This is a genomic window from Massilia paldalensis, from assembly GCF_044901715.1.
GTDB lineage: Bacteria > Pseudomonadota > Gammaproteobacteria > Burkholderiales > Burkholderiaceae_D > Telluria > Telluria paldalensis.
In genome coordinates, this window is record NZ_JBJCIU010000003.1 from 576,696 (window position 1) to 597,793 (window position 21,098).

At 66.9% G+C, this 21,098-nt stretch carries 19 protein-coding genes and 1 riboswitch; of the genes, 10 read left to right on the top strand and 9 right to left on the bottom strand.

All coding sequences use genetic code 11. The features are described from left to right. Nucleotides 1–112 precede the first annotated feature (112 nt). From ACI1V7_RS17335 to ACI1V7_RS17355, 5 genes are all read right to left on the bottom strand, one after another. On the bottom strand, nucleotides 113–1,183 hold the full coding sequence (locus tag ACI1V7_RS17335) for a CobW family GTP-binding protein (RefSeq protein ID WP_404533043.1): 1,071 nt from the start codon (nucleotides 1,181–1,183) through the stop codon (nucleotides 113–115). A 105-nt stretch (nucleotides 1,184–1,288) separates the two neighbouring features. Further along, a complete protein-coding gene (gene xerC, locus ACI1V7_RS17340; protein WP_404533044.1) occupies nucleotides 1,289–2,230 on the bottom strand; it encodes a tyrosine recombinase XerC in 942 nt (313 codons plus the stop codon). After that, nucleotides 2,230–2,892, bottom strand: a complete 663-nt coding sequence (locus tag ACI1V7_RS17345) for a DUF484 family protein (protein ID WP_404533045.1) — start codon at nucleotides 2,890–2,892, stop codon at nucleotides 2,230–2,232. Before ACI1V7_RS17345 ends, xerC begins: the two co-directional genes overlap by 1 nt. Nucleotides 2,893–3,000: 108 nt before the next feature. Further along, entirely contained in the window at nucleotides 3,001–4,278 is a 1,278-nt protein-coding gene (locus ACI1V7_RS17350) for a porin (protein WP_404533046.1), read from the bottom strand. 231 nt (nucleotides 4,279–4,509) lie between these two features. Next, a complete protein-coding gene (locus tag ACI1V7_RS17355; protein ID WP_404533047.1) occupies nucleotides 4,510–5,592 on the bottom strand; it encodes a porin in 1,083 nt (360 codons plus the stop codon). A gap of 443 nt (nucleotides 5,593–6,035) precedes the next feature. Between ACI1V7_RS17355 and ACI1V7_RS17360 the strand changes: the two genes are divergently transcribed. Then, nucleotides 6,036–7,634 carry a tetratricopeptide repeat protein gene (locus ACI1V7_RS17360; RefSeq protein WP_404533048.1) on the top strand — a complete coding sequence of 533 codons (1,599 nt, stop codon included), beginning with the start codon at nucleotides 6,036–6,038 and terminating at the stop codon, nucleotides 7,632–7,634. A gap of 240 nt (nucleotides 7,635–7,874) precedes the next feature. Here the strand turns inward: ACI1V7_RS17360 and dapF are convergent, their stop codons facing one another. From dapF to ACI1V7_RS17375, 3 genes are read right to left on the bottom strand one after another with little or no spacing between them, the layout of a single operon-like run. Continuing rightward, the gene (dapF, locus tag ACI1V7_RS17365) at nucleotides 7,875–8,738 is read right to left on the bottom strand and encodes a diaminopimelate epimerase (protein WP_404533049.1); all 864 of its coding nucleotides are present in this window, start codon (nucleotides 8,736–8,738) and stop codon (nucleotides 7,875–7,877) included. Nucleotides 8,739–8,761: 23 nt separating this feature from the next. Further along, nucleotides 8,762–9,625, bottom strand: a complete 864-nt coding sequence (locus ACI1V7_RS17370; RefSeq protein WP_404533050.1) for an LpxL/LpxP family acyltransferase — start codon at nucleotides 9,623–9,625, stop codon at nucleotides 8,762–8,764. Further along, nucleotides 9,622–10,473, bottom strand: coding sequence for a lysophospholipid acyltransferase family protein (locus ACI1V7_RS17375; protein WP_404533051.1), 852 nt, complete (start codon nucleotides 10,471–10,473; stop codon nucleotides 9,622–9,624). Before ACI1V7_RS17375 ends, ACI1V7_RS17370 begins: the two co-directional genes overlap by 4 nt. A gap of 183 nt (nucleotides 10,474–10,656) precedes the next feature. On the opposite strand from ACI1V7_RS17375, the gene metK reads away from it, so the two are divergent. The 4 genes from metK to metF all read left to right on the top strand — a co-directional run bounded on the left by metK (nucleotide 10,657) and on the right by metF (nucleotide 14,774). Next, nucleotides 10,657–11,826: a methionine adenosyltransferase gene (metK, locus tag ACI1V7_RS17380; RefSeq protein WP_290415245.1), complete on the top strand. Its 1,170-nt coding sequence runs from the start codon at nucleotides 10,657–10,659 to the stop codon at nucleotides 11,824–11,826. Nucleotides 11,827–11,930: 104 nt separating this feature from the next. Continuing rightward, a riboswitch (S-adenosyl-L-homocysteine riboswitch) is annotated at nucleotides 11,931–12,003 on the top strand. A gap of 28 nt (nucleotides 12,004–12,031) precedes the next feature. Beyond that, on the top strand, nucleotides 12,032–13,447 hold the full coding sequence (ahcY, locus tag ACI1V7_RS17385; RefSeq protein ID WP_404533052.1) for an adenosylhomocysteinase: 1,416 nt from the start codon (nucleotides 12,032–12,034) through the stop codon (nucleotides 13,445–13,447). A 156-nt stretch (nucleotides 13,448–13,603) separates the two neighbouring features. Continuing rightward, nucleotides 13,604–13,957, top strand: coding sequence for a phage holin family protein (locus ACI1V7_RS17390; RefSeq protein WP_404533053.1), 354 nt, complete (start codon nucleotides 13,604–13,606; stop codon nucleotides 13,955–13,957). Further along, on the top strand, nucleotides 13,944–14,774 hold the full coding sequence (gene metF, locus ACI1V7_RS17395; RefSeq protein WP_404533054.1) for a methylenetetrahydrofolate reductase [NAD(P)H]: 831 nt from the start codon (nucleotides 13,944–13,946) through the stop codon (nucleotides 14,772–14,774). The genes ACI1V7_RS17390 and metF overlap by 14 nt, the downstream gene beginning before the upstream one ends. Nucleotides 14,775–14,866: 92 nt before the next feature. On the opposite strand, the gene ACI1V7_RS17400 is transcribed toward metF, so the two are convergent. Continuing rightward, a complete protein-coding gene (locus ACI1V7_RS17400) occupies nucleotides 14,867–15,481 on the bottom strand; it encodes a 5-formyltetrahydrofolate cyclo-ligase (protein ID WP_489672319.1) in 615 nt (204 codons plus the stop codon). A 34-nt stretch (nucleotides 15,482–15,515) separates the two neighbouring features. Here ACI1V7_RS17400 and ACI1V7_RS17405 point away from each other — a divergent pair, with 34 nt between their 5' ends. Genes ACI1V7_RS17405 through ACI1V7_RS17425 form a run of 5 tightly spaced genes read left to right on the top strand, consistent with a single transcriptional unit; the run spans nucleotide 15,516 to nucleotide 21,096 of the window. After that, nucleotides 15,516–17,552, top strand: a complete 2,037-nt coding sequence (locus tag ACI1V7_RS17405) for a lytic transglycosylase domain-containing protein (protein WP_404533057.1) — start codon at nucleotides 15,516–15,518, stop codon at nucleotides 17,550–17,552. A 10-nt stretch (nucleotides 17,553–17,562) separates the two neighbouring features. After that, nucleotides 17,563–18,525, top strand: coding sequence for a complex I NDUFA9 subunit family protein (locus ACI1V7_RS17410; RefSeq protein WP_404533058.1), 963 nt, complete (start codon nucleotides 17,563–17,565; stop codon nucleotides 18,523–18,525). A 22-nt stretch (nucleotides 18,526–18,547) separates the two neighbouring features. Continuing rightward, the gene (locus tag ACI1V7_RS17415; protein ID WP_404533060.1) at nucleotides 18,548–19,264 is read left to right on the top strand and encodes a glutathione S-transferase family protein; all 717 of its coding nucleotides are present in this window, start codon (nucleotides 18,548–18,550) and stop codon (nucleotides 19,262–19,264) included. 5 nt (nucleotides 19,265–19,269) lie between these two features. Then, nucleotides 19,270–20,379 carry a multifunctional CCA addition/repair protein gene (locus ACI1V7_RS17420; protein ID WP_404533431.1) on the top strand — a complete coding sequence of 370 codons (1,110 nt, stop codon included), beginning with the start codon at nucleotides 19,270–19,272 and terminating at the stop codon, nucleotides 20,377–20,379. 54 nt (nucleotides 20,380–20,433) lie between these two features. Then, nucleotides 20,434–21,096: a GNAT family N-acetyltransferase gene (locus ACI1V7_RS17425; RefSeq protein WP_404533061.1), complete on the top strand. Its 663-nt coding sequence runs from the start codon at nucleotides 20,434–20,436 to the stop codon at nucleotides 21,094–21,096. Nucleotides 21,097–21,098 lie beyond the last annotated feature (2 nt).

Here is a 21,098-nt window from a genome sequence, read left to right on the forward strand (position 1 = left end):
ACCCTATTGCTGAGTTGTGCGCGCGGGTGGCTACCGTTTAGGCGCGAACTCCTTCGCACCTGCCCTGTCTTTCCGTGTGACAGGGCTATTCAGTCCATAGAACCGGGCTAGTTTATACCAAACATTGTTCTAATCCGCGAATAAAGACGTCCTGCGGTAAATTTTTACCAATAAATACCATCTTGCTGCCACGCGCCTCGTTTTCCGCCCACTTTGCACCCAGGTCGCTGCCCATGATTTGATGCACGCCTTGGAAAACGACCTTGCGGTCCGCCCCGGCCATCAGCAGCACGCCCTTGTAACGCAACATGCTCGGGCCGAACACTTGCACCATGCTGCCCAGAAATTGATCGAGGCGCTCGGGGTCGAACGCGCGCTCGCTCTTGAACACGAACGCGGCGATGTCGTCCGTGTGGTGGCTGTGGTGGTGGTCATGGCCGTGGCCGCAGGCCTCGGTATGCACATGATCATGCTCATGATCGTGGCCGCAACCGGGGCCATGTTCGTGGTCGTGGTCGTGCTCGTCGGCTGCGAGGAAATCCGGATCCAGTTCCAGCTTGTCGTTCAGGTTGAAGCCGCGCAGGTCGAGCACCTCGCCGATCGGCGCGCGGCCGAAGTCGGACGTGCTGATCGGGGCGCGCGGATTGATGCGGCGGATGCGCGCCTTGAGCGCGTCGAGCGCGGCGGCATCCACGAGGTCGGTCTTGGACAGCAGGATCTTGTCGGCGAAACCGACCTGGCGCTGGGCTTCCTCGTGGCGGTCCAGCTGGTCCATGGCGTGGCGGGCGTCGACCACGGTCACCACGGCGTCGAGCAGGTAGTGGGCGCCGACTTCCTCGTCGACGAAGAAGGTCTGGGCCACGGGGCCCGGATTGGCCAGGCCCGTGGTCTCGATGACGACGCGGTCGAAGTGCAGTTCGCCGGCCTCGCGTTTCTTGGCCAGGTTGGTCAGGGCGACGATCAGGTCGCCGCGCACGGTGCAGCAGATGCAGCCGTTGTTCATCTCGACGATCTGTTCGCTCGGATCCTGCACGAGGATCTCGTTGTCGATGTTTTCCTGGCCGAATTCGTTCTCGATGACGGCGATGCGCAGGCCGTGCTGCTCCTGCAGGATACGGTTGAGCAGCGTGGTTTTGCCGGCGCCGAGGAAGCCGGTCAGGATAGTGCTCGGGATCAATTCCATATGTCGCAATCCAATCAGAAGGGCCCCGAGGGGCTCCGGAGAATCGATGGATTATGCCGGAATTTACGGAATGTCACCACCAGCGACGGATGCGACCGTGTTGGCTCAGCCTTTGCGCTTGGCGCGCGGGTGCGCCTTGTCGTAGACGGCCGCCAGGTGCTGGAAATCGAGCGAGGTATACACCTGGGTCGACATGATGCTGGCGTGGCCGAGCAATTCTTGCACGGCGCGCAAGTCGCCCGAGGATTGCAGCAAGTGCGAGGCGAAGGAGTGGCGCAGCACGTGCGGATGGACGTGCACCGGGGCGCCGGCCTTCTGCGCATGCAGTTTCAGGCGCTGCTGCACGACGCGCGGGCTGATGCGGGTGCCGCGTGTGCTCAGGAACAGCGCCTGGCTGCCGTCGCGCGCCGGCGGGCGCACGGCCAGCCAGGCGGCCAGCGCGGCGCGCGCCGGTCCGCCCACCGGCACCCGGCGCATCTTGTTGCCCTTGCCGGTGACCACGACTTCGCCGCCATCCGCTTCCAGCCAGCCGAGCGATGCCGGTGCCTGTGCGCCGGCCGCGACGTAGCGCACGTCGAGCCCCGCCAGTTCGGACACCCGCAAGCCGCTCGAGTACAGCAGTTCGAACATGGCGCGGTTGCACAGCTCGGCAGGGTCCGGATGACCGTGCGCATGGTGTTCCATCAATTGCACGGCATCGTCCACGGCCAGCGCCTTCGGCAGGCGTTTCGGACGGCGCGGCGCGCGCACGCCCTCGACCGGGTTGGCCGACAGCGTCACCTGGCGCGACAGCCATTCGAAGAAACCGCGCCAGCCCGACAGCTTGCGGGCGATCGAGGTCGGGTTCTGGCCGTCGGCGTGCAACCTGGCGGTGAAGCGGCGGATGTCGGCGTGGGTCAGGCGCGCCCAGTCGGCATGGCCGGCCAGGCGGGCCAGTTCGGCCAGGTCGCGCCCGTAGGCGGCAATCGTGTGCGGCGAGAGCTGGCGCTGGGTGGCCAGCTCGGCCAGGTAGCGGCCGGACCAGGCGTCGGCGGCCGCGATGTCCATCAGGCGCGCAGCGGCGCCAGCGCGGTGCTGGCGGTCTCGCCGATGTGGACGAGGAAATCGGTCGCCATCGCGGCGCCGAAGCGTTCCGGATCGTTCGAGCCCAGCACCAGCAGGCCGAAGGCGGTGCCGCCGGCGCGCAGCGGCAGCAGCACGGTCGAGCGGACCTCGTCCGCGTTCTCGAGCCAGCGCACCGCTTCGAAATCGCGGTTCGGACCGCAGTAGGGCGCGCGCAGGCTGCTGGCGAACAGGCGGGCGTCGTCGCTGACGCCTGCGCTGTACCAGCTGCCTTCGTGCTGCGGCGCGAGGTTCCACAGGCGCAGCGTCGCTTGCGGGACGATGAAGTGTTCGACCAGGCCTTCCGCAACGGCGGCCGGCATGGCGGCCGTGTCATGGGTACGCAGCAATTGCTGGGTCCAGCCGTGGAAGCGGTTGGCGATCGCCGCGTTTTCCTCGGCATGGCGCACCAGGCCGGCCATGCGCAGCTCCAGCGCGTTGTACTTGGCGCGCATGACTTCCATCTGGCGTTCCTGCAGCGACACGGCGCGGCCGGTCAAGGGGCTGGACAGCTTGACGTCGCCCAGCAGGGCGGCGTGTTCTTCGAAAAACTGCGGGTGGTCGGCCAGGTACTGGGCGACGGCGGTGGAATCCAGGAGAGCGCTCATTGCTGCGTGGGTCGTGTTGCAAAAGTTGGTCGCTCATTTTACCTGACCGCAACGATCGCGACCCATAAAAACCTGGCGAACGGGGCGCCGGCGCCACGCTTTGCCCGCCTAGAACCGGTGCCGCACGCCGAGCTGGAAGGCGCGTCCGTCTTCGCCGGGGAACTTGGTGAAGCCGCCCGGCGAGCCCGCCGTCGCCGGGCTGTATTGCGCCTCGTTGTCGTTCCTGATGAAGGACGCCACCGCATAGATGTCGGTTCGCCGGGACAGGTAGTAGTTATAGCCGAGCGCGAACAGGGTAGCGTCGCTGTCGGACGGCGTGTGGTCGTCCTGGTGCGCGACCGATGCCACGATGCGTCCCGGCCCGCGCCGGTACTGCAGCCCGACCTGCACGCTGGCCGCATCCTGCTGGCTGTTGACCGTGATGTTGTCGACGAATACGGCGCGCAGGGCGGCCGCGGTGGCGGGACCCAGCGGCGCCAGCGCCGGCGCGATCTGCGCATCCCAGCCGGCGATATAGGTCGGCAGCCAGGCCGAGTTGCGGTTGCGCTGGTCGTGCCAGCCGGCGAAGAATTTCCAGTCTTCCCAGGCGTAGGAACCGCCGATCGTGGTCGAGCGCAGGCTCGGCGCGCCGCGCGGGTCGTAGCCGTGGTTGTGGCCCACGCCCACGTCCCAGGGGCCGGCCTTGTAGGTGAGCGCCGCGCCCCAGAACTTGTTGTACAGGCCGAGGTAGCCGGAGCCGCGCCCGGCCACCATCACCGACCCGCCCAGGCCGGAGGGCAGGACGATGCGGTACTGCAGGGCGCGTTGGGAACGGATGTCGGCGCCCAGCGCCGTGAAGCCGGCCGTGCCTCCCGTGACGCTGCCCCAGGTACCGCCCGTGCCCACCTCGAAGGCGTCGGCGGCGGCGAACACTTCGTAGCCGGGCGTGACCATGCGCCCCAGCAGGATCGCGCCGAACGGTGTGACCAGCCCGCCCATCGCGGTGCGGTCGAACAAGGCCCGCTCCGGATTCACGGCGGGACCGCCGGGCGGCTGCAGCGACCGGCGCACGGCGGCCAGGATGGGGGCGGGCAGGGCCTCCATGCCGCGCGTGAGGTAGTAGCCCTGGTTTTCGTTGACCAGCGTGGGCCACTGGGTACCGGTATCGAGTTCGATCCGCGCCTCGAGGTTGAAGATGGCCTTCAGACCGCGCCCCAGTTCCTCGCTGCCCTTGATGCCCAGGCGCGAACCCTCCGCGCCGCCGCTGATGATCTTGGGCGAGGAGCCGCGCTGCCACATCACGCCGGCGTCGGCGATGCCGTAGATCTGGACGCTGGTCTGGGCCGGCGCCGCGGCGGGCAGCAGGGCGGCGGTGCAGATGGCGGCGGCGCGCAGGGACTTGTTCATCGCTCCTCCTTGAAAAGGCAGCGGCGGCGGGACGCCTGGCCGTCTACCCGCACAGCATGGACGCCTGCGCCAGTGCCGCGTTTAAGCTTGTTCAAGGGAGCGGCATCGTGTGGCGCGGATCGGACGAGCACCGTGGCTCGTGGCGCCAAATGCAACAAGGGCGGACCCGGTTGCCCGGGTCCGCCCTTGCGGATCGCACTGGCGGGGCGAGGCCCCGCGCTCGTATCGCGATTAGAACGAGTGGTTGATACCCACGTCGTAGTAGTTGACGGTCGGGACGCCAGCCAGGCCGCCGGTGACCGGGTTGATGATGTCCTTCTTGCGCGATGCGTCGATGTACAGGTAGGTACGCTTCGACAGGCTGTACTCGTAGCCCAGCGACATCTGCTTGGTCTTGGCGACCGAGTTGTCCTGGTCCTTCTGGCCGTAACCAGCGAGGATCTTGCCCTGGCCGACGGCGTAGGTTGCGCCCAGCACCCAGCCCTTGGTATCCGGACGGATGGTGTTGATGTGCTCCTGGTTCTGCTTCGAGTAGGTGGCCATCAGCTTCAGTTGATCGGTCACGGCGTACGATGCGGCGCCCGACCAGATCTTGCTTTCGACGCCGTTGCGCTCGTAGGCCAGCATCGCTGCTGCCGGACCGTTGTTGTAGGTGCCGGCGACCGAGAACGGGTTCACCGAAGCCTGCGAGTTCGCAGCGTACGATGCCGCGCCGGCGCCCTGGCCGGTGATGGCTGCGCCGCCGTTGGCTTCTTTCGAGGCCCACGATGCGTTCACCTGGAAGCCGCCTGCGACCGGCGAGTTATAGAAGATCGCGTTCGAGATACGGTTCTGGTTGGCCGAGCCCGGGGTGCCGTTGCCGTAGCGGGCATCCAGCGGAGCGGACACGAAGCCGGCGACCGAGATGTCCGTATAGAAGCCAGCCTGGTTCGGCAGGCCGTGCCACGGTTCGAACGAACCGACGATTTCCTGGTACGGGGTCAGGCCGCGACCCAGGCGGACCATACCGAAGTCGCCCTGCAGGCCGACGCGGCTCTGGCCCTGGAACAGCGGACGGTTGTTGCCGTTTTCGGTGGTGCCGGTGTCCGGCTCGTAGCGCATTTCGATCTGGAACAGTGCTTTCAGGCCATTGCCCAGGTCTTCAGTCCCCTTGAAGCCCAGGGTGTTGGCAGCGCGCTTGCCGATGTTCAGGGTCTGGCCGGAGCTCTTGTTGACGCCGACGTCGATGTTACCGTAGATCTGAACCGAGGTTTGAGCGTGTGCTACGCCGGCGAATGCGCCCAGCAGAGCGACTGCCAAGAGTGATTTTTTCATCTAGTTATATCCTTATAAAATGAATCGCAGGAATCCGGAGAGCATTGAGATTCTTATTAATTTCTGAACACTCGGATGTCTGAACCCTAACTGCTTGATGCGTCAAGATTGGTGGATTGGTTAATTATGACCGTTGCACTTGGTCGAAAGCCAATAAAACCAATCGTGCTGTTGTATTTTCGAAACGCGTCCGTCATGAGGAGGTAACAAAGTTCAGATTAGTAATAGTTTCTATGAGGCATCATTTCAGGCGTGTGACATGGTCATATTTGTGCCCGCTCAAAGGCTCGACAAATCGCAAACGAATCGCACCGGCGCGGCTTTAGACTCTGGGCCATCCGACATCTCTGCCGTCGAAACCTGCTCCAGATGAGTTCATTGGAGCCCATCCGTGCGCTTCTGCGCGCATTTTCTCGACGTCTCTTGCATACAAACAAAGAACGATGGCAAATCGCGAAGAACTGGCAGTGATCCGCGCTGCGCGGGCCGGACGTGCCGAGTCCCAGCTGGCGCTGGGCCGGCTGTACCTGTTCGGCAGCGCCGGCCTGCCGCGCAGTCTGCCCACGGCATTGCACTGGCTGGACCGGGCCGCCCAGCAAGGCTGCGCCGAGGCCTGGGAACTCATCGGCAACCATATCCCCCTCGACCTGGCCCGCCATAGCCCGCAACCGGTGACGCTCTGGTACGAGCGCGCCTACGACAACGGTCTCACGCGCGCGGGACTCGTCTATGCCCAGCTGGTGCTCGGGACCCGCGACGCCAGACTGGCGGCCGTCCAGCGCAGCAAGGCCCTGCGCGCCCTCGAGGAAGCGGCCCATGCGGGCTTCCCGGAAGCGCAGTGGCTGCTGGCGCGCGAGCACGGTATCGCCGCCGAGCCGCAGGCACCGCAGCAGCAGGCCGCCGCGTCCGGCCCCGCGCCCGCGTTCGTTTCCGCCTCCGTTTCCGCCGCGGCCCCGGTGCCGAATGCCGCCGCCGGCAGGCGCTGGCTGCGCGAAGCGGCCGACAACGGGCTCGAGCCGGCGCAGTTCGCCCAGCTCGAGCAGGATTGGGAAGGCGGCGACCGCGCCGCCTACCTGGCACGCGCCCTGCCGCTGGCGCGCGCGCTGGCCGGTTCCGAGGCTGCCCAGGGCCGCGCCGCCGCCCGCCTGGCGCCCGACGAGGTGCTGCTGCTGTCACGCTGCGCCCGGCTGGTGGCCGCCAACGAGGCGGCGCACGACGTCGCGCCGGCCGAACTGCACCGCTTCTGGGAGCTGGCGGCGACCGAGCAGGACCGCCATGCCCAGCTGGCGCTGGGCTTGTGGTGCGCGCGCATGCGCATCGACGGCAAACGCATCCCGGGCGGCAGCGGGGCGGCCAATTTCAAGAAGGCCGTGCGCTGGCTGACGCAGGCCGGCGAGCAGGGCCTGGCCGAAGCCTGGTACGCGCTGTCGCGCATCTATATCAAGCCGGAATTTTCCCAACGCAATGTCGTGGAGGCGCAAAAATACCTGGAACAGGCGGCCGGCATGGGCTACCGCGATGCCCAGCTCGAATGCGGCAATGCCGCCTGGCGGGCGCGCCGGGAGAACGAGAACAACGACGTGCGTGCCCTGTTCTGGCTGCAGCAGGCCGCGCGCCAGGGCTGCCCGAAGGCGAATGTCGCCGTGCGCAAGATCGCCCCGCGCCCGCCGGATGCCTGGAAGGGATTGGCGGGCTTGCTCGCCGGCCGCGACTTGTCCGCCCATCCGCTGCTGGCGGCGCGGCTGGAACTGGCGCTGGCGTTCGGCCTCAGCCGGGCCGAGGCCCTGTTGCTGGACGTGTGCGGTGCCGATCGCGGCCATTGCCTCGTGATCGACATCCGCGCCAGCTACGGGCGCAGCCGGCGCCGTCTCGTGCTGGTCGATACGGTCCAGGAGCGCCAACTGCTCGACCGCGCGCGGCTGCTGTTCGAGGGGATCGACTGCGGTCCGGGTGGCACGGAAGGAAATTACCGCCAGCGCCTGTACCGCCTGCGCAGCTTGCTGCCGGAGGATGTGGACGCGGATTATTCGCTGGCGGCGTAGGCAGGGGGCAGAGCCCGGTTCTTCTTTTAAAGCGGCTCAGGCAGGGGTCAGAGCCCGGTTCTTCTTTCAAGGGGCTCTGACCCCGGTGTTCAGCCGCAAAGCCGAAAGAACCCTGGCCGTGGGTGTTCAGCCGCAAAGCCGACCCCGGCTAATCAACGGCAGGCAACTCCGGGGTCAGAGCCCTTTTAGAAGCAACACCGGGCTCTGACCCCTGCGATGACCCTTCGATGACTCCCTGGACTAGATCTCGATCTCGCCCTCGAACACCGTCTCGGCCGGCCCGCTCATATACACCGGCTGGCCTTCGCCGTCCCAGCGGATGGTCAGGCGGCCGCCACGCGCCTGCACCGCGACGGGGGAGTCGAGCAGGCCGCGCCGGATGCCGGCCACGACCGCCGCGCACGCGCCGGTGCCGCAGGCCAGGGTTTCGCCGGCGCCGCGCTCGAACACGCGCAGCTTCACGTGGTCGCGGTCCAGCACCTGCAGGTAGCCGGCATTGACGCGTTTCGGGAAGCGCGGATGGTGTTCGATCTGCGGACCGGTCTCCGCCACGGGGGCCGTATCGACGTCGTCGACGACCTGGACCGCGTGCGGATTGCCCATCGAGACGGCCGAGACCAGCACCGTGCGCTCCTCGCCGCCGACGCGCACCGCGAGCGGCCACAGCGTGTCGCGGCCCTGGGCCACGCCGTCCAGGCCGGCGCTGTCGAAGGGCACGCGCGCCGGTTCCAGGATCGGCGCGCCCATGTCCACCGTCACGCTGCCGTCGTCTTCCAGGCGCGGCGTGATGATGCCGGCCATGGTCTGCACGCGGATGCTGCGCTTGTCCGTCAAGCCCTTGTCGCTCACGAAGCGCACGAAGGCGCGCGAGCCGTTGCCGCACTGTTCCACTTCGCCGCCGTCGTTGTTGAAGATGCGGTAGCGGAAGTCGCAATCCGCCTCGGTCGGGCGTTCGACGATCAGGATCTGGTCGGCGCCGACACCGAAGCGGCGGTCGGCCAGGCGGCGCCATTGTTCCGGACCTAGGTCGAGCGCCTGGTTGACGGCATCGATGACGACGAAATCGTTGCCCGCGCCGTGCATCTTTGTGAACTTCAGTTTCATGTCCTAAACATCCTCAATAATGCTCAATCGTAGAACGACGGCTCGCCGGGCGGGCGCGTTTTAAAACGTTTGTGCGTCCAGAAGTACTCCGCCGGATGCTCGCGCACGCGTTCCTCGATGAAGGCGTTCATCCTGCGCGTGGCGGCGATCATGTCGTCGCCGGGAAAATCCTGCCAGGCCGGATAGAACACGACGCGGTAACCCTTGTAGTTTGGCAGGAAAGTGGCGACGACGGGGATGACCTTGGCATTCGCCGCCGCCGACAGGCGGCCGAGCGCCGTCAGCGTCGCGGCCGGGATGCCGAAGAAGGGCACGAAGGCGGCATCCTTTTCGCCGAAATCCATGTCCGGCAGCATGAAGTACGGCAGGCCGTCGCGCAGCGCGCGCAGGATCGGCTTGACGCCGTCGGTGCGGGTGAACAGGCGCACGGGGCCGAAGCGCTCGCGGCCGTAGCGCAGCAGGTCGTCGAAGGCCTTGTTCTTCTGCGGCGAATAGATCGTCGCCACGGGAATCACGCGCGCGGCGACGCCGGCCACGTCCAGGCACACGAAATGCGGGCACAGCAGGATGGTCGGGCCGCTTTCCATCTCGGCCTGCGGCACCGCCGGTTCGACGTGGATCAGGCGGCGCAGCCGCGGGATCGGCGCCCACCAGATCAGCGAGCGTTCCAGGATGCTGCGCGAATAACTCTGGAAGTGGCGCTTGGCGATGTCCACCCGTTCGGCTTCGCTCAGTTCGGGCATGCACAGGCGCAGGTTGATCAGGGCGATCCGGCGTCGTTTCGGGATGGCGTAATACATCAGGCTGCCGACGGCGGTGCCGATGCGGCCGAGGATGGGTAGCGGCAGCCAATGCAGCAGCCACAGCAGGGCAATCAGGAACCTCATTGAGCGACCTCGGCTTGCGGTGCATCGACGCCCTGGGGGCGCTTGTAGCGGTTGTAGCTCCAGAAATACTGGGCGGGGCAACGCGCGATCAATTGTTCCATCGCGCGGTTGATGGTGGCGGCCTGGTCGGCCTGGCTGCCGGACAGTTGGCCCTCGAAGGGCACGAAGCGGATCGCATAGCCGCGTCCGCGCGGCAGGCGCTCGGCATACACGAGCAGGATGTCGGCCTTGCCGAGCTGGGCCAGCTTGGCGGGCAGCGTCATCGTGTAGGCGTCGCGGCCGAAGAAGGGCGCCCACACGCCTTCGCCTTCCTGCGGCACCTGGTCGGGCAGCACGCCGACCGGCTGGCCGCCCTTGAGCGCCTTGACCAGCATGCGCACGCCGGACAGGGTGGCCGGCGCCAGGTGCATGTGCTGGCGCGCGCGCGCATCCTCGACCAGCGGCTTGAGCGCGCTCTTGCGCGGCGGACGATACATGACCGTCAACTCGACGCGCAGCGAGACTTGCTGGGCGGTCAGCTCGAAGCAGCCCAGGTGTGGCGTCAAAAATACAATCCCTTTGCCAGAGTCGAGCTGGCGCTGGACCAGTTCCCAATTCTCCATCGTGACGTGGCGGGTGACGCGTTCCTGCGGCGCGCACCAGACGAACGGCAGCTCGGCGATGGCCTTGCCCGATTCGGCGATCGCGGCCGACAGCCGGTCTTCATAGCCGGCCAGCGCCAGATTGCCGCGCAGGCGCCGGCGGTAGGAGGGGGAAGCGAGATAGACCAGCCAGCCGAGTCCCGCGCCGAGGGCGTGCAGCACGGGCAGCGGGAACACTGACAGGAAGCGAAACAAAAGAACGAGCATGGTTTGATTCAGGACGGGTAAGCGATGCCTTGCTACACCAAAATTTTTTAAGGAGCGTAAAATACCACTTTGAGCAGGATCCGCGGAGTTAATGACAACTTGCGAAGCGGAATATAAATATCGCTAAAGCGTCGCAGGGCATTGGTACTGCGGCAATTATTTAACAGTATCAGGAGCCTCCAATTGTCTTCGAACGACTTCCTCTTCACTTCTGAGTCTGTCTCGGAAGGCCATCCCGACAAGGTCGCAGACCAGATTTCCGACGCCATCCTCGACGCCATCCTCGAGCAGGATCCGACGGCGCGCGTGGCTGCCGAAACCCTGTGCAACACGGGCCTCGTGGTGCTGGCCGGGGAGATCACGACGCACGCAAACGTCGATTATATTCAAGTTGCGCGCAATACCATCAAGCGCATCGGCTACGACAACACCGACTTCGGCATCGACTACAAGGGCTGCGCCGTGATGGTCTGCTACGACAAGCAGTCGCCGGACATCGCCCAGGGCGTGGACGAAGGCGCCGGCATCGACCTCGACCAGGGCGCGGGCGACCAGGGCCTGATGTTCGGCTACGCCTGCGACGAAACGCCGGAACTGATGCCGGCCGCCATCTACTACGCGCACCGCCTGGTGGAACGCCAGTCGCAGCTGCGCAAGGACGGCCGCCTGCCGTGGCTGCGCCCGGATGCGAAATCCCAGGTCACGCTGCGCTACGTGAATGGCCGTCCGGTGTCGGTGAACACCGTCGTGCTGTCGACCCAGCACGCGCCGGAAGTGTCGCACAGCCAGATCGAGGAAGCGGTGATCGAGGAGATCATCAAGCCGGTGCTGCCGAAGGAATGGCTGCAGGACACCCGCTACCTGGTCAACCCGACCGGCCGCTTCGTCATCGGCGGCCCGCAGGGCGACTGCGGCCTGACCGGCCGCAAGATCATCGTCGACACCTACGGCGGCGCGGCACCGCACGGCGGCGGCGCGTTCTCCGGCAAGGACCCGTCCAAGGTCGACCGTTCGGCCGCCTACGCCGCCCGCTACGTCGCCAAGAACATCGTGGCCGCCGGCCTGGCGCGCCAGTGCCAGGTGCAGGTGAGCTATGCGATCGGCGTGGCCAAGCCGATCAACATCACGGTCTACACCGAAGGCACGGGCGTCATCTCGGACGACCGCATCGCCGAACTGGTGGCCGAGCACTTCGACCTGCGCCCGAAGGGCATCGTCCAGATGCTCGACCTGCTGCGCCCGATCTACCAGAAGAGCGCCGCCTACGGCCACTTCGGCCGCGAAGAGCCGGAGTTCAGCTGGGAGCGCACCGACAAGGCGGCGGCGCTACGCGCTGCGGCTGGCCTGGCGTAACTGTCGGGTCGTCAAATGGGTCCCTGCGCAGGCAGGGACCCAATTTTCGTTGCGTATACGTACAAGGAGTGGCCAGATCCATCGCCACCCATGCTAAACTTATGAATTCCGAGGAGCGTTGCGACGAAAGAGTCCTCTTTCGCCAGGCTCGGATCATCAACACCGCGCTCACGTTACTTTTTTCTTAACTTGAAAGGAGGGCGTGATGAGCGCCGTACTCAAAAACACCACCCAGGATTACCTCGTTGCCGACATCTCCCTCGCGTCGTGGGGCGAGAAGGAAATCCGCATCGCCGAAACGGAAATGCCGGGCCTGATGGCCATCCGCGAGGAATACGCGGCCAGCCAGCCCCTGAAGGGCGCGCGCATCGCCGGTTCGCTGCACATGACCATCCAGACCGCCGTGCTGATCCGCACGCTGGAAGCGCTGGGCGCGCAAGTGCGCTGGGCCTCGTGCAATATCTACTCGACCCAGGACCACGCCGCCGCCGCCATCGCCTCGGTCGGCACCCCCGTGTTCGCCGTCAAGGGCGAGACCCTGGACGAGTACTGGGAATACACCCACCGCATCTTCGAATGGCCGGGCGACAATCATGCCAACATGATCCTGGACGACGGCGGCGACGCGACCCTGCTGCTGCACCTGGGCGTGCGTGCCGAGAAGGACATCTCGGTGCTGGACAAGCCGGGTTCGGACGAGGAAGTCTGCCTGTTCAACGCGATCAAGGGCCGCCTGGCCGTCGATCCGCAGTGGTATTCGAAGCGCCTGCCGGAAATCCAGGGCGTGACCGAGGAAACCACCACCGGCGTGCACCGCCTGTACCAGATGCACGCGGAAGGCAAGCTGGCCTTCCCGGCGATTAACGTCAACGACTCCGTCACCAAGTCGAAGTTCGACAACCTGTACGGCTGCCGCGAATCGCTGGTCGACGGCATCAAGCGCGCGACCGACGTCATGATCGCCGGCAAGATCGCCGTCATCGCCGGCTACGGCGACGTGGGCAAGGGCTCGGCCCAGGCCATGCGCGCCCTGTCGGCCCAGGTCTGGGTCACCGAGATCGACCCGATCTGCGCGCTGCAGGCGGCGATGGAAGGCTACCGTGTCGTGACCATGGACTACGCCGCCGAACACGGCGACATCTTCGTCACCTGCACCGGCAACTACCACGTGATCACCGAAGCGCACATGCAGAAGATGAAGGACCAGGCCATCGTCTGCAACATCGGCCACTTCGACAACGAGATCGAAGTCGCCGCGCTGAAGAAGTATCAGTGGGAAAACATCAAGCCGCAGGTCGACCACGTGATCTTCCCGGACGGCAAGCGCATCATCCTGCTGGCCGAAGGCCGCCTGGTGAACCTGGGTTGCGGCACGGGCCACCCGTCCTACGTGATGAGCTCCTCGTTCGCGAACCAGACCATCGCCCAGATCGAGCTGTTCACCAACACGGCCGCCTACCCGGTCGGCGTGTACACGCTGCCGAAGAAGCTGGACGAGAAGGTCGCGCGCCTGCAGCTGAAGAAGCTGAACGCGCAGCTGACCACGCTGACCGAAGAGCAGGCCGCCTATATCTCGGTGAGCCAGGAAGGTCCGTACAAGCCGGAGCACTACCGCTACTGATCGGTTCGTCGTTCGGTGGGCACGTCGTGCCCACCCTACGTTGGCATGCCGGACAGCCAACCGGCATGTTTTATTGGTCTTCTGGTAATCTCTTGCGTGATATGGCGCCCATGATGTTGGCGCCCCGGACCCGTTCGCCCTCACGAAAGACACGATATGCGTTTGCTCCTGACCTGGTTGATCAATGCCGCGGCCCTGATGGCGCTGCCTTACCTGATGCACTCCGTGACCATTACCCATGTCGGCAGCGCCCTCGTGGCCGCGCTGGTGCTGGGCCTGGTCAATACCCTGATCCGTCCCGTGCTGGTCGTCCTGACGCTGCCCGTCACGGTGCTGTCGCTTGGACTGTTCATCCTGGTCATCAACGCATTGCTGTTCTGGCTCGTCGCCCAGCTCGTCGAAGGTTTCCACGTGGCCGGATTCTGGTCGGCCTTCATCGCGGCGATCCTGTACAGCATCATTTCGTGGGCGCTTTCCACCTTATTGTTGAATAAAGATGGCAACCCCTGACATCAGCATCGAATTCTTCCCGCCCAAGACCCCCGAGGGCGCGGAAAAACTGCGTGCGGCGCGCCAGAAACTGGCCGAGCTGCACCCGAAATACTTCTCGGTGACCTTCGGCGCCGGCGGCAGCACCCAGCAGGGCACGCTGTCGACCGTGCTCGAGATCCAGGCCGAAGGCCACGCTGCGGCGCCGCACCTGTCCTGCGTCGGTGCGACCCGCGACTCGATCCGGGCGATCCTGGCCGAATTCAAGGCCAAGGGCATCCGCCGCATCGTCGCCCTGCGCGGCGACCTGCCCAGCGGCTATGGCGGCGCGGGCGAACTGCGCTATGCGAGCGACCTCGTCGAATTCATCCGCGCCGAGACGGGCGACTGGTTCCACATCGAAGTGGCGGCCTATCCGGAGATGCATCCGCAGGCCCGTTCGCCGCAGGACGACCTGCAGGCGTTCGCGCGCAAGGTGCAGGCGGGCGCGAATGCCGCGATCACCCAGTATTTCTACAATCCGGACGCCTATTTCCAGTTCGTCGACAACGTGCGCAAGCTGGGCGTGGACGTGCCCATCGTGGCCGGCATCATGCCGATCACCAATTACACGCAGCTGATGCGCTTTTCCGACATGTGCGGCGCCGAGATCCCGCGCTGGATCCGCCTCAAGCTGGCCAGCTTCGGCGACGATTCCGCCTCGATCAAGGCCTTCGGACTGGACGTGGTGAGCGGCCTGGCCGAGCGCCTGATCGCCGGCGGCGTGCCGGGCCTGCACTTCTACAGCATGAACCAGGCCGCGGCGACCACCGCGATCTGCCAGCGCCTGATCGGCTGATTTCGGCCGACCGCCGCACGCGCCATGACGATGCCCGCCCGGCCGACCGGCTGCGCGGGCATCGTCGCATCGACGGCGCGCCGTCGGCCGCTTCAGGTCACGCGGCTCGCCTCCGTCACGATCACGTCCAGCGGCACGTCGTGCGGCGCATGCGAGAACTGAGCTTCCTGGTTGCTGTAGGCGATGCCCAGCGTATGGGGGCGCGGCGCGGGGGCCAGGGTGCGGTCGTAGTAGCCGCCGCCGTAGCCCAGGCGGTAGCCGTCGGCATTGAAGCCCAGGCACGGGATCAGGAGGGCGGGCGGGCGTTCGACGAAGCGCAGTTCGGCCGGTACCTGCACCCCCATCTCGTCCGGGATCATGGCTTCGCCCGGCGTCCAGTGGGTGAAGGCGAGCGGGGCGTCGCGTTCCATCACGACGGGCAGCGCCAGCCGGACGCCAGCCGCATGCAGTTCGGCATAGGCGGCACGCAGGTCGGGTTCGCCGGCCAGCGGCCAGTACACGCCCAGCGCCGCCACCTGGCGCAGGCGCCACCAGGCCACGACCTGGGCGCCGATGTGCGCATCCCACTGGACCTTGACGGCCGGGTCGAGCGCCCCGCGTGCGGTTCTGAGTGCCTTGCGCAACGCCGTCTTCGCCATCTGCTGGTGATTCGCGTCCGGTTCTGGCTGATGGTCGGGGTCGCGTGTTATTCTTGATTCGCCGGTCATGGATGAAATGAAGCCTCTCTTGAAAATTGGTTTGATGTTCCCGCAGAAACTGTTTACCGGCGCCGCCTTAGCTGCCGCCTTAGCCGCCGCCTTTGCCGCCTCCACCCTGTTCCCGGCGCCTGTCGCCGCCCAGGCCCAGCCGGCTGCCCCCGCTACCCCTTCCGCCGCCGCGCCGGTCGCGCCGGGCGGCAATGTCGCCATCCTCGCGCCGGCGTCGTCGTCCGATGTCCAGGACGATTTGTTCGCGCAATTGAGGGAAGCGGCGCGCAAGGGCGATGCCGACAAGGCGGCGGAACTGGCGGCGCGCCTGCCCGATTACCCGATTCCTTCCTACGTCGACTATTATCGGCTCAAACCGCGCCTGCGCGACGCATCGCCGCCCGAGGTGCTGGCCTTCCTGAAACGCTGGGAAGGCAGCGCCATCGCCGACCGCATGCGCAACGACTGGCTGCTGGAGCTGGGCCGCCAGCGCGACTGGTTCAACTTCGACCGCGAACTGCCCCTGTTCGTCAAGAACGACGACTACCAGGTCAAATGCTATGCGCTGCTGTCGCGCGCCAGCAAGGGACAGAATGTCGCTGCCGAAGCGCGCACCCTGCTCGACAATCCGCCGCTGTACGGCGAAGCCTGCGCGGCCCTGATCGCCCAGCTGGCCCAGTCCGGGCAATTTACCACCGCCGACCTGCTTGCCCAGCTGCGCCTGGCCGGCGAACAGCATGCCACGGGACCGGCGCGCCGTACCACGCTGCTGCTGGGCGGTTCCGACGCGCGCGCGGCCCAGGCCGTCGACCTGCCCGCCGTGGCGATGGCGCGCGGCGTGGGCGACTCGCGCCTGGACCACGAGATCTACCTGGTGGCGCTGGGCCGCATGGCGAGGACGAGCCTGAAGCTGGCGACGGTGGCGCTGAACAAGAACGCATCGAAACTGTCGGCCGAGGAACGGGCGATCGGCTGGTCGAACGTGGCGCTGGCCGCGTCGATGACGCTGGCGCCGGAAGCCTACGGCTACTGGCAGCAGGCGGCCAATGCGCCGCTGTCGGCCTACCAGCGCGAATGGAAGACCCGCATCGCGCTGCGCCGCGGCGACTGGAAGATGGTGCGCGCCACCATCGAGTCGATGCCGCCGGAACAGCAGCAGCAGGGCGCCTGGACCTACTGGCTGGGCCGTGCGCTGGTGGCCCAGGACCGCAAGGAAGATGGCCAGGCGCTGTTCCGCCAGATCGCCAGCCAGAACAATTTCTATGGCCAGCTGGCGATGGACGAGCTGGGCATGCAGGTCACGATTCCTCCCGCCGCCATGCCGCCGACGCCGGCCGAGCTGGCCCAGGTGAGCGCCGATCCGGGCTTCAAGCGCGCGCTGAAGTTCTTCGCGATGCGCATGCGCTTCGAAGGCACGCGCGAATGGAACTGGACCGTGAGCAACTTCAGCGAGCGCCAGCTGCTGGCCGCTGCCGATTACGCGCGCCAGAACGGCATCCTGGACCGCATGGTGAATACCTCGGAGCGCACCCGTACCGAGTTCGACTATACCCAGCGCTTCCCGGCGCCGCACGACGACATCCTGCAGCCCACCGCCAGGAACCTGGGCCTGGACCGCGCCTGGGTGTATGGCCTGATCCGCCAGGAATCGCGCTTCATCACCGATGCCCGTTCCGGCGTCGGCGCCTCGGGCCTGATGCAGGTGATGCCGTCCACCGCAAAATGGGTGGCGGACAAGATCGGCCTGTCCGACTACGCGCACGACATGCTGCACGATATCCGCACCAACATCACGCTCGGCACCAATTACCTGAACATGGTGCTAGGCAATGCCGAAGGCTCGCAGGTGCTGGCCACCGCCGCCTACAACGCGGGTCCGGGCCGCGCCCGTACCTGGCGCGGCCTGCTGGATGCGCCGATGGAAGGGGCGGTGTTCGTGGAAACCATTCCCTTCGAGGAAACCCGCACCTATGTGCGCAACGTGATGTCTAACGCGACGAATTACGCGGCGCTGTTCGACAAGCGTCCCCAGTCGCTCAAGGCCCGGCTGGGTACCATCACGCCGCGTGGCAACGGCATCGGCCTGCCCTAGCGAGGTTCCCATGCGCGCATCGTCGGTGGTGGTATTCGGCGGGACCGGTTTCATCGGTCGTCATTTGGCGGCACGGCTGTCGGAGCACGGCATGGCGATCGCCATCGCGGCGCGCCACGAGACGCACGCGATGCACCTGATGCCGCTGCCCGGCGTCGACATCGTCGCCGCCGACCTGCGCGACGACGCGGCGCTGCGCCGCCTCGTGGCCGGGCGCGATGCCGTCATCAACCTGGTCGGCATCCTGCATTCGCGCCGCGGCGACCCCTATGGTCCGGACTTCAAGGCGCTCCACGTCGACCTGCCGCGCCGCCTCGTCGATGCCTGCGCGGCCGGCGGCGTGCCGCGCTACCTGCACATGAGCTCGCTCGGCGCCGACCGCCACGGCCCGTCGATGTATTCCCGCTCCAAGGCCGACGGCGAACTGGCGGCGGCGAGCCGGCCCGACGTCGCCGCCACGATCTTCCGTCCCTCGGTCGTGTTCGGCCCGGAAGACAATTTCCTGAACACGTTCGCGCGCCTGCAGCGGCATGTTCCCGTGATCCCGCTGGCCGGCAGCCGGACGCGCTTCCAGCCCGTGTACGTGAACGACGTGGCGCAAGCCTTCGTGCGCGCGCTGCTCGACCCCGCCACGGCCGGCAAGACCGTCGAGCTGGGCGGCCCCCAGGTGTACACGCTGGCCGAGCTGGTGCGCCTGGCCGGGCGCTATGCGGGCCACGAGCGCCGCGTGCTGGCGCTGCCCGACGGCCTGGCGCGCCTGCAGGCCCTGCTGTTCGAGATGCTGCCGGGCGAACCCATTCTCACGCGCGACAACCTCGACTCGATGCGGGTCGATAATGTTGTCAGCGCGTCCACAAAAGCCTTGACAGCGGAGGCGCTGGGAATCAAAGTCACACCGCTCGAAGCGGTCGCGCCGCAATACCTGTCGCCGACCGGCCGCCCGGGCGTCTTCGGGGCCCGCGCCGGGCGCTGAACCGTCACCCATTCCTTACGCCATGCAGACCATCGAACTCGATCCCACCCTCACGCAAACCCTCGACAACGCCCGCTCGGCCGGCCTGACCCTCGTCATCGGCAACAAGAATTATTCGTCGTGGTCGATGCGGCCCTGGGTGGCGGCCGTCGCCGCCGGGATCCCGTTCACCGAAGTGCGCGTACTGCTCGACCAGCCGGACACGGCCGCCAACATCGCCAATTATTCCGCGGCCGGCCGCGTGCCCGTGCTGCTGGCCGGCGAGATGACGATCTGGGACAGCCTCGCCATCTGCGAATACCTGGCCGAGCAATTCCCTGACAAGCACCTGTGGCCGCAGGACGTGGCCGCGCGCGCGCTGGCGCGCTCCGTCGTGGCGGAGATGCACTCGGGCTTTCCCGACCTGCGCAACGCCATGTCGATGAACATCAAGGCCAGCCTGCCGGGCCGCGGCCGCACGCCGGGCTGCCAGGCCGACATCGGCCGCATCTGCGAGATCTGGGAAGAGTGCCTGGCGCGGTTCGGCCACCACCGCTTCCTGTTCGGCGACTTTTCCATCGCCGACGCCTTCTTCGCGCCCGTCGTGACGCGCTTCAAAACCTACGGCGTGGCGCTGGCCCCGGCCGCGCAGGCGTATTGCGACCGCGTGCTGGCCCATCCGGCCGTCGCGCGCTGGGTCGAGGAAGCGTTGCGCGAGACCGAGATCGCGGCCGGCCACGAAGACAACCTGCCCGGCTGATGACGATGCAGGCCTATGTCGTCGGCGGCGCCGTCCGCGATGCCCTGCTCGGGCTGCCGGTGCAGGACCACGACTGGGTCGTGGTCGGCGCCACGCCGGAACAGATGGTGGCGCAGGGCTTCCGCCCCGTCGGCAAGGACTTTCCCGTGTTCCTGCACCCGGACACGCACGAGGAATACGCGCTCGCGCGCACCGAGCGCAAGACGGCGCCCGGCTACCACGGCTTCGTATTCCACACGGCGCCCGACGTCAGGCTGGAAGACGACCTCGTCCGCCGCGACCTGACCATCAATGCGATGGCGCGCGCCGCCGACGGCAGCATCGTCGACCCCTACGGCGGCCGGCGCGACCTGGAAGACCGCGTCTTCCGCCACGTGTCCGATGCCTTCGCCGAAGACCCGGTGCGCATCCTGCGCCTGGCCCGCTTTGCCGCGCGTTTTGCGGACTTCCGCGTGGCCGACACGACCAACGCGCTGATGCGGCGCATGGTGGACGAGGGCGAGGTCGACGCGCTGGTGCCGGAACGCGTGTGGCAGGAAGTGGCGCGCGGCCTGATGGAAGACACGCCGTCGCGCATGTTCGCCGTGCTGCGCGACAGCGGCGCGCTGGCGCGCATCCTGCCCGAACTGGACGCGGTGTGGAGCGCCATGCTGGCGCAGCGCATCGACGCCGCGGCGGCGCGCGCCTCGTCGCTGCCCGTGCGCTTCGCCGTGCTGGTGCGCGACCTGGACCCGCAGGCGATCGCCGCGCTGAGCAAACGCCTGCGCGTGCCGGCCGACTGCCGCGACCTGGCTGTCCTGACGGCGCGCGAGCAGGGCGAGATTCACCGCGCGCAGGAACTGGATGCCGAAGCCCTCGTCGCGCTGTGCGAGCGCAGCGACGCTTTCCGCAAGCCGGAACGCTTCCTGGACATGCTGCTGGCGTCCGGCGCGGACGGTGCGCAGGCGGCGCGCCTGGCGCGCGCGCTGGAAGCGGCGCGCGGCGTGGATGCGGGCGCCGTCGCGGCGCGCTGCGCGGACGACCGCGCGCGGATCCCGCAGGCGGTGCACGCGGCCAGGGTCGCTGCCGTCGCTGACGCCAATGCGGCGCTGGCCGAGCGGGCGTCGCGTCCCTGAGCGATCCTTTACAATAGCGGGATTGCTGCGACGCACAAAAACGGAAAGAGCACCATGCAGGACAATCCACTGCGGCGCTGGCTGAAGAGCCTTGCCGCCAGGAAGGGCGGCCGGACCGTGCTGGTCAAGGCCTTGTCCCGACGCGACCGGCGCCGCGTGCTGCGCCATTTCCTGGCCCTCGACAAGGATGACCGCCTGCTGCGCTTCGGCAGCATACTGGCCGACGAAGGCATCGTCGCCTATGTCGACAAGCTCGATTTCGAGCGCGACATCGTGTTCGGCGTCTACAACCCGACGTTCCAGGTGGTCGGCGTGGGCCACCTCGCGTTCACGTCGAAGGAAGCGCACCCGGACAGCATCCACTACACCGACAAGGAAAAGGTGGCCGAATTCGGCGTCTCCGTATCGAAGTCGGCGCGCGGGCAGGGCGTCGGCACGCGCCTGTTCGAGCGCGCCGCCGTCCACTGCCGCAACGTCGACGTCGACACGCTGTACATGCAGTGCCTGTCGTCGAACCGCACGATGATGCACATCGCGAAAAAGGCCGGCATGGAGATCCGCCGCGAATACGGCGAGGCCGACGCCCACCTGCACCTGCCGCCGCCCAGCCCGTCCAGCGTGCTGGCCGAAGCCCTCGAGGAACAGATGGCCAAGATCGACTACACGTTCAAGGCCAATGCGCGCGGCGTGCTGAAGTTCTTCAGGCCGAAGCGCTGAGC